Origin of the sequence: Sphingomonas sp. OK281 (genome assembly GCF_900115295.1) — a bacterium.
Lineage (GTDB): Bacteria > Pseudomonadota > Alphaproteobacteria > Sphingomonadales > Sphingomonadaceae > Sphingomonas.
The window spans coordinates 85057-92072 of sequence record NZ_FOVZ01000009.1; the positions used below are offsets into that span (position 1 = coordinate 85057).

Here is a 7016-nt window from a genome sequence, read left to right on the forward strand (position 1 = left end):
TCGGATTATCTCGCTTAACGTCGGGTCGGCAGCGAGGTCATCAAGGCAGGTTCCGCAACGAGAATAGCCGGGGAAGGCTCAGGCCGGCATTTTGGTCCACTATCTCTTCGGACCGCTACTTTGAGAACGTCAACCTGCTCAGATCATAGAGAATTGCGAACAGGACCCACAATCGGTCACTCGACAGCGTTGTGCAGCTTCTCAGGTTCGGTCGTTTGTTCATCGCCGCCCAACAACGTTGGTTGCGCTGCGACGTACGTGCCCACCTACCAATTCGGACCAGCCGGGGGCAAGCGCTTGGTTCCAACAAAGTATCTTCCCAACAACGAGCGTATTGCGAACGCAACGCAATAGCCCATGAGCGTGCCGTCAAGTGGGGGTGACGGTGATGAAATTTGCGTGGACCATTTCTACGGTTGCAATCGCTTCGATCGCGACGGTGTCGCATGCGCAGGAGCGCGTGCAGACGCCTCCGACAGACGAGGAGATCGTGGTCACCGCGCAGCAGCAGCGGCCGCAGGTGACGAGCGAGGGCTCGCTTGGAGCGCTTGGCGACCGTTCCGCGCTCGAGACGCCGTTCAACGTCCGCAACTACACCGCGCAGCTGATTCTCGATCAGCAGGCGGAGACGCTGGGCGAGGTGCTGGAGAACGATCCCTCGGTCCGCATCACGCAGGGGTTCGGCAATCAGTCGGAGCTGTTCGTGATCCGCGGCTTCCCGCTGGCCGGCGACGACGTCGCGCTCGACGGCCTCTACGGGATCACCCCGCGCCAACTGGTCTCTCCCGAACTCTACGATCGGGTCCAGGTGTTGAACGGCTCCAGCGCCTTCCTCTTCGGCGCGGCGCCGGGCGGATCGGGACTGGCCGGGGGCATCAACCTAATCCCGAAGCGCGCCGAGAAGACACTGATGCGCGCGACCGCCAGCTACGCGGGCGACCACCTATTCGGCGGAGCGATCGACCTCGGCACGCGCTTCGGCGCAGGCGACGCCTTCGGCTTCCGGGTCAACGGCGTCTACCGCGACGGGGACACGGCGGTGGACGACGAGCGCCGCAGCGTCCGCGTCGTCGGGGCCGACCTCGACTTCCGCTCCGGGCCGGGACGCTTCTTCCTGGACTTCGGCTACGAGGACCAGCGCGTCTATTCGCCCCGGCCGCAGGTGCGGCTCGCCAACACCGGTCTCGCGATCCCGCGAGTGCCCGGAGCGGATGCCAACTACGCGCAGCCGTGGGCGTTCACCAAGCTGCGCGACGTCTACGTTCTCGCCCGTGCCGAAGTCGACGTGGCCCCCGACTGGACGGTCTATCTCGCCGGCGGCCTGCGCGATGGCCGTGAGGACGGCGACTACGCAACTCCGACCGTCACCAACTCTGCGACCGGTGCCGCCACCCAGGCAAGACTGTTCGTCCCGCGCGAGGACAACAACGAGAGCGGCCAGCTGGGAGTACGCGGCAAGTTCGCGCTCGGCGGTACGACGCACGCGATCAGCGTCGGCGGCACGCTCGTGCTTGCCGAGAACCGCAACGCCTTCGCATCGGGCGGCTATCGTACGGCGACCGGCGGCTTCGCGACGACCACCTCGACAAACATCTACGCGCCCGTCGCAGTGCCGCAGCCGGCCAACCTGCCGGGTACAGGTACCGGCGGCAATCTCTCGGATCCACCGCGCGTCTCCAACACGGAGTTCGGCAGCCTCTTCGCCTCCGACACGGTCGGCCTGTTCGACGATCGGGTGCTGGTCACGGGCGGGGTCCGCCAGCAGAAGCTGACCGTCGAGGGCTTCAACCGCGCCACCTTCGCTCGGGCGACCCGCTACGACCGGTCGGCGACCACCCCCGTGCTCGGCGTGGTGGTGCGGCCGACCGCGACCTTCTCGCTCTACGGCAACCGGATCGAGGGCCTTGTCCAGGGCTCCACCGCACCCATCAATGGCACCATCCTCAACCCCGGTGAGATCTTCGCGCCCTATCGCACGATGCAGTACGAGGTCGGCGCCAAGTGGGAGATCCGGCGTCTGACCGCGACGCTCGCGCTCTACCGGACGACGCAACCGAACGGCTACAGCATCGCCACACCTATACCGACGCGTCCCACCGCCACGACCTTCGTGGTCGATGGTCGCCAGCGCAACCAGGGCATCGAGCTGGGCTTCAACGGCGAGCCGACCGACTGGCTGCGTGTGATCGGGGGTGGCACGATCACCGACGCCACGCTTCGCCGCACCGCAGGTGGCCTGACGGACGGTAACGACGCGATCGGCGTGCCGGATTATCAGGTGAACCTCGGCCTGGAGGTGGTGCCGCCCTTCCTTCGCGGCGCAACGCTGACCGGGCGCGTCGTGCAAACCGGACGTCAGTATCTCGACGCGACCAACCTCCAGCGGGTGGACGACTGGACGCGCTTCGACCTCGGCTTGCGCTACATCCTGGTCGCGAACGAGCACCCGATCACCCTCCGGGTGAGCGCCGAAAACATCGACAACCGCCGCTATTGGACATCGGCGTTCGGCGGCTATCTGCTTCAGGGCCAGCCGCGAACCGTCAAGGCGTCGATCACGGTCGAGTATTGATGCGTACGGCAACGGTCAGGACATGGTGCTGGGTTCACAAGTGGACGAGTCTGGTCTGCACGCTGTTCCTGCTGATGTTGTGCCTGACCGGCCTGCCGCTGATCTTCCATGACGAGATCGATGCGGCGTTCGACGACCGTCCGCCACTTGCGGCGTTGCCGAAGGATGCACCGACGCTTCCGCTCGACGACTTCGTGCGTACCGCCGTGGCCATGTACCCCGGCGAGCGTCCGTTGTTCATGAGCTTCGACGACGACCGCCCGGTCACCAACGTCACCACGGGGAAGTTGGCGCAGCCTGGACGAGGCGCCCTCCACATCACGGCCATCGATCGCCGCACGGCCAAGCCAGTGGGCGCGTTGGACGAGGATGCCGGCATTATGGCGGTGATCCTGCGCCTCCATGTCGACATGTTCGCCGGGTTGCCGGGCAAGCTCTTCCTCGGCTTCATGGGATTGCTCTTCTGTGCGTCGATCGTGTCTGGGATCGTCGTCTACGCGCCTTTCATGCGCAAACTGGCCTTCGGTGAGGTCCGCACGAACCGTAGCCGCCGCGTCCGCTGGCTCGACCTCCACAACCTGCTCGGCATCGCTACGGCGATGTGGGTCGGCGTGGTCGGGCTGACCGGCGTGGTCAACACACTGTCGGATACGCTGACCGCTGTCTGGCGCGTTGACCAGCTCGCCGCGCTGACCAGGCCCTACCAAGGCCAGCCACCGCTGCCGGTCGCCGCTTGGGGCTCGCTCGACCGAGCCATGCGCACCGCGCGCGCCGCGGCGCCTGGCACCGAGCCGCAGTTCGTGGCGTTCCCGGGTACGCGGTTCAGCAGCGAGCATCACTATGCCGTGTGGTTGAAGGGCGCGACTCCGGCGACGCGGCAGCTGCTCACCCCCGCGCTAGTCGATGCCCGCACCGGTGAATTGACCGCCATGCGGTCGATGCCGTGGTATATGCTAGCGCTTCGCCTATCGCAGCCGCTCCACTTCGGCGATTACGGGGCCATGCCCATGAAGGTGCTCTGGGCGATCTTCGACATGATCGCAATCATAGTACTCGGCAGCGGCGTCTACCTGTGGCTTGGCCGACGAAAGGTACCGGCATGAGACGGGTCGGGGGGACGTTCGGCATTCCGATCCTTCTGGCCATCGCGGCGATTGTCGCGTTGATCGTTGGTCTGCTCGGCGACGGTGCTGTGGACGTCGTCGCTTGGCTGGGCCTTGCCGCACCGCTCGTCGCCATAGGTTGGGCACTACGAACCCGACGCCTCGCTGTCCGCTCATGACCCGATGAACACGCCTCAGCTTTCTGACCCACTTGGCGACATTCGTGGTCGTTTGCCGCCCTCTCAATTTCGGTCGTTTGTTCATCCCCACTCGACCCCGGTTGAGCCTGCCTGCCACTGCGGTGGATGCCTGTCGCGCCATCGGGTTTTGGCTTCAACGGGGAGGTTGCCGATCAGGCTGGTTGTCGAGCTCGATAGACTGGTTCTATCAGTGCCAGCATGAGATATGCCTCCATTTACCCGGTTCTTGCCGCGGCGGTCGTAACGGGCAGCCTTGGCGGCTGTCGCGCCCGTCCCGACACACCGGACGTCAACATTCACATCGGGACGATCTCGACAGCAGCGGCAGATGCGCAATGCGCGTCGTCGCTCGGATACGCCAAGCTGCTTTGCCTTGCCGCCGGCCTGACGAGAACGCTTTCGCCCGAACTGAAAGTTAGAATGCTCCTGCCCTACTCGTTCAAGAACGCGAGCAGTTGGAGCAACTTTCCCCCGATGGGATACCGCGATCGCATCGGTCCGATGCTTAGCGAATTTTCCGTGCCGCAACGAGGTTATATCAAGGCCATCCTGCGCGAGGTGTCCGGTGCCCAACCGAACCAAGGCCTGGATGAGCTGGAGCAGATCCTGAACGCTGACGACTATCTGCTGGCAAAAACCAAAGAAGCGGGCTTCAGCTCCGGAAACTTTCACTTCGCGTTTCTGGGAACGCCTTCGGCGAAGGGCATCTGGCAGATCTATTACGGCGGACACCACACTGCGCTGACCAACACTTATATCGACGGCAGGCTCGCCGGTGCTTCCCCCTTGTTCCGCGGGGTCGAGCCGTTCGTGAGGTTCAACCAGAACGGACGCGAAAACGCGCCGATGCTGGATGAACAGGCTGCATTTGCAAGGCTGCTGACGAGCTTGAGCCCCGCTCAGGCGGCCAAGGCGAAGTTGAGCAAGACCTTCACCGATGTGATCGTCGGTCCGCAGCGTGACGATGATTTTCCGACCATACGCGATGGCCTGAAGGGGGTGGACCTGTCCACGGCGCAGAAGGTGCTCCTGCTGGCTGCTATCAATACGTATGTAGGAGACATCGACCAGCCGGACGCCGACGCCATTCTCGCCCGCTATCGTCGGCAACTCGACGACACGTACGTCGCCTTCACCGGCACGGTCAGCGTGAGCGCGGAGAACGACTACGTTCGGATCGACGGCCCATCGGTATGGATCGAATATTCGATGCAGCCCGGTCGATCCATTCCGGGTGTTCACCCGCATTCGGTGTGGCGCGATCGCAAAACCGATTACGGTGGAACGAAACCGACATCGTGACGACGGTGCTGCGGTGGCGCATGCTCTGGCTAGCGTTGGTGACGGGGCTGCTTACGGCAACGGCCGTTGCGCATCCGCTACCCAATTCGCTGGTGACCGTGAGACCGGGCTTCGGGCGCATCACATTCGAAATCCACACCCCCGCTCCCGACCTTGCGATCGCGATGCGAACCGATCGCTCTGTAACAGTTATTAACGCCACGACCGTCGGTCGGTATTATCTGCGTCATGTCGCGCTGGCGGACGGGGTGGGTCGTCCCGTGCCGCTCAAGATCACTGCAGCGAGGCTGATCGACGCGACCGACCCTGACGTCGGCCGCTATAGCGAGTGGCGCGTCTTCATTGCCGCGCCAGCGATGCCCGGCGGCGGCAGCCAGTTTGTGCTGTCCTACGATGCGGTCATCCATCAAATTCCCAACCATGTCGCCTTCGTTCGGATCGAGGCCGGGCCGGGGTGCGCTGCGGGCCCGCGAGATGTCGGTGTTATTAGCTACGATTTCGCCACGCGTTCGATCGAGCCGATATCAATGGATCTTGAAACGGGGAGCATGACATCCGGCTTCACCGCGATAATCGCCACCGGCTTTTTCCATGTGCTGTCGGGGCTGGACCATATCCTGTTCCTGATCGCCCTACTGATGGTCGTCCCGTTCAAACCAGCGCACAACCGCTGGCACTTCGTCGGGATGAACGGCGAAGCGTTGCGCCGTTTCCTGGCGATCAGCGGGGCGTTCACTCTTGGCCATTCGGTATCGCTTGCGGCGGGAACGTTCGGCTTCGATGCCGTCCCGGTGCAGCTGACCGAAGTTTTAGTGGCAGTTTCGATCATCGTCGCGGCGCTCCACGCATTACGCCCAATTTTTCCGAAGCGTGAATGGATGGTGGCAGGGGGTTTTGGTCTGATCCACGGTCTGGCATTTTCGGAGACACTTGCGGCGCTCGACCTTGATGTCGACGCGAAGATCGCTGCGCTTTTCGGGTTCAATATCGGAGTCGAGGCGGCACAGTTGATCGTCATGATCGTTGCGTTGCCGGCGCTGACGATCAGTGGAGCGGAATGGCTGGCTCGTCCGAGGCAGCTCGTATTGCTTACGATTGGCGGGCTTGCGTCGCTATGGATCTTGCAGCGTATCGGTATGATCGCGCTGCCAGGCTGGCTAATTTGGTAGGCCTCGCACGAATTGGCAGATGTCTTGAGCCGAGAAGACCCAGAACCGGACACTCACGAGCCATTTCCGCTTTCCCTACTTCTGCCATTCGTTCAGCTTCCAGCCTGCAGACGGGTCGCCGATTTTCGAACTCAAAGAGGCTTTCTACGCGCGAGCCATGCTGCCCAATGGTCATGCCTCAGTGAGACGAACTCGATCTCTCAGCGGAACGGAAAACGATTAGAACGATTTAGTCCCGGCACGGAGTTCGGCTGGTCGGCACGCTCCACGGAGGCGTGATGAAGCAGCGGGACGATTGGCATCTGACGGAAGCGCTCGATTACGAGCACGGACGAGCGGACCCTTTTGCCGCGGCTGTTCGGGCTACCCGAATGCCTATGGTGATCACGGACCCCGCGCAGACCGATAACCCGATCGTCTTCTGCAACGAAGCCTTTCAAACGCTGTCGGGCTACGACCGAAGTGAAATCATCGGACGTAACTGCCGCTTCCTGCAGGGTCCCGGCACCGACCGAGAGCAGGTGGCTAAAGTGCGTCAGGCAATCGACGCCCAGACCGACATTGCTGTGGACCTTCTAAACTATCGAAAGGATGGATCTGCGTTCTGGAACGCGTTGTACCTGAGCCCTGTACGCAATGACGCCGGCAAAGTTGTATTCTTCTTCGCCTC

The 7016-nt window shown here is 63.0% G+C and carries 6 protein-coding genes; all 6 read left to right on the forward strand.

Translation table 11 applies throughout. The annotated features are described in order from the left end of the window. The first annotated feature begins 388 nt into the window (after positions 1-388). Positions 389-2572: a TonB-dependent receptor gene (locus tag BM244_RS21235; protein WP_093400923.1), complete on the forward strand. Its 2184-nt coding sequence runs from the start codon at positions 389-391 to the stop codon at positions 2570-2572. Then, a complete protein-coding gene (locus tag BM244_RS21240) occupies positions 2572-3675 on the forward strand; it encodes a PepSY-associated TM helix domain-containing protein (RefSeq protein ID WP_056678396.1) in 1104 nt (367 codons plus the stop codon). The genes BM244_RS21235 and BM244_RS21240 overlap by 1 nt, the downstream gene beginning before the upstream one ends. Then, positions 3672-3854, forward strand: a complete 183-nt coding sequence (locus BM244_RS21245) for a hypothetical protein (RefSeq protein ID WP_093400910.1) — start codon at positions 3672-3674, stop codon at positions 3852-3854. Before BM244_RS21240 ends, BM244_RS21245 begins: the two co-directional genes overlap by 4 nt. Before the next feature lie 219 nt (positions 3855-4073). Then, on the forward strand, positions 4074-5177 hold the full coding sequence (locus BM244_RS21250; RefSeq protein ID WP_093400911.1) for a DUF3500 domain-containing protein: 1104 nt from the start codon (positions 4074-4076) through the stop codon (positions 5175-5177). After that, positions 5174-6346 (forward strand): HupE/UreJ family protein, encoded by a 1173-nt coding sequence (locus tag BM244_RS21255; protein ID WP_175518353.1) that lies wholly within the window; start codon positions 5174-5176, stop codon positions 6344-6346. Before BM244_RS21250 ends, BM244_RS21255 begins: the two co-directional genes overlap by 4 nt. Positions 6347-6624: 278 nt before the next feature. After that, a partial coding sequence (locus BM244_RS21260; RefSeq protein WP_139226874.1) for a PAS domain-containing protein occupies positions 6625-7016 on the forward strand: 392 nt, incomplete at its 3' end.